A 1,416-nucleotide genomic window follows, 5' to 3' on the forward strand; every position below is an offset into this window, starting at 1 on the left:
TGAGCGTTTTCAGCTTCGCCACCCCAGGGTGACGCCCGGCCCTCGCTTGAGTCCTGGAAGCTCCTCGGCTGTCCCCGCCGGGCACAGTGGGTTGTTGATCGTGGGAAGGGATGGAACGCACGCTCGAAGTACCATCCCTGCAAGGTTCTCCGGCCGATACTTCCCAACCTTCGCAGTGGCGTAGTCGGACGGAGACATACCCGTAGAGGACAGAGGGCAGAGGGCGATGAGTGTGACTGAGAGTTGGTCGCGTGTGATGAGTCTTCTTCGGGAGCACGCGCCGGCCGATCACGCAGATCTGCCAGGGCCCGCTACGGAGCAGATGCTCGCGGCAGCCGAGGAACGGATGGGGATCTCTCTGCATGGGGATCTGCGGACGTGGCTGTTGCAGAACAATCTGGATCTGCCAGAGGGAGATGTCGACTATGACGTGGCATGCTGCGGCTTCGCCGGGTTCCCCGACGAGGGGAGCTTCTTTCTGGGCATCCGGGCGATGGAGAGGCTCTACGCGAACCGCTCCATGCCCGGTGGATTCGACCCTCCGGACCAGCCCGACTACCCGTTCTGGCGTAACGAGTGGATCCCGTTCCTGTCGGACCAGGACGGCTGGATGGGAAAGTTCATCGATGTGCGGGACGGCCGCGTCGGCCGCTGGTTCGTGGGTGGGGTCACGGCTACGGGCGAGTACGAATCGATGGCCCAGTATTTCGACTCCGTGGCGGAGACGCTGACGAGGATCGCCGGTGGAAGTTACCCGGTCTGTCGGTTCACCGAAGGTCGGCTTGTCTGGTCGTAAGGCGGTTCCCGACCGGATGACGGGCATTGCCAATCCGTCCTCATCCTGGAACGGCAATGAGAATCATCATCGTTGACGTTCCAGGGTGAGGATGGCTGCGGCGATGACGGTCATGCGGTTGGGGCTGCAGCGGGCCCGGCGGAGGACCTGCCAGGACTTCAGCCTTGCGATGCTTCGTTCGACCGGTGCCCGTGCTGCCGACAGGGCCCGGTTGATCGTTCGCTGGGTCGTGGTGAGGTCCCTGTTCGGGAGCCGTCTGATCGGTGTGGTCACCCAGGGGCCGGCTCCGATGTAGGCGCGGTCGGCGAGGATGGGGACGCCCTGGCGTTCGCAGATCCGGATGATTCGGTGGGTTCGGGCCGCGGTCAGGTCGTGGGTGCGGCCGGGCAGCGCGGGTGAGATCCACAGCAGCTTGCCAGTGGGATCGGCCACGACCTGCACGTTCACGCCGTGGCGACGGTGCTTCTGCGAGAAGTCGCTCCGGCTGTCGCCGACCCGGTCGCACTCGGCGAGCGTCCCGTCGAGCAGGACGTGATCAGGATCCGTCTCGCGCAGAACCCGCAGCAGACCGGGTGCCCGTCGGGACAGGTGATCGACGACGGCCGTGACGTAGGCGTGGG

The 1,416-nt window shown here is 65.2% G+C and carries 2 protein-coding genes; one reads left to right on the plus strand and one right to left on the minus strand.

The genetic code is table 11. The features are described from left to right. Positions 1-256: 256 nt before the first annotated feature. Complete coding sequence (locus ACIP60_RS38270; protein ID WP_400694280.1) at positions 257-796, plus strand: SMI1/KNR4 family protein; 540 nt, start codon at positions 257-259, stop codon at positions 794-796. A gap of 66 nt (positions 797-862) precedes the next feature. On the opposite strand, the gene ACIP60_RS38275 is transcribed toward ACIP60_RS38270, so the two are convergent. After that, on the minus strand, positions 863-1,416 hold a 554-nt coding region (locus ACIP60_RS38275), incomplete at its 5' end, for a transposase family protein (RefSeq protein ID WP_400694277.1).

Source organism: Kitasatospora sp. NPDC088783 (assembly GCF_044750705.1).
Classification (GTDB): Bacteria; Actinomycetota; Actinomycetes; order Streptomycetales; family Streptomycetaceae; genus Kitasatospora; species Kitasatospora fiedleri.

What these genes read in the sequence shown, in the direction of transcription:
- ACIP60_RS38270 (WP_400694280.1), top strand. Translation starts at nt 257, where the DNA reads ATGAGTCTTCTTCGGGAGCACGCGCCGGCCGATCACGCAGATCTGCCA.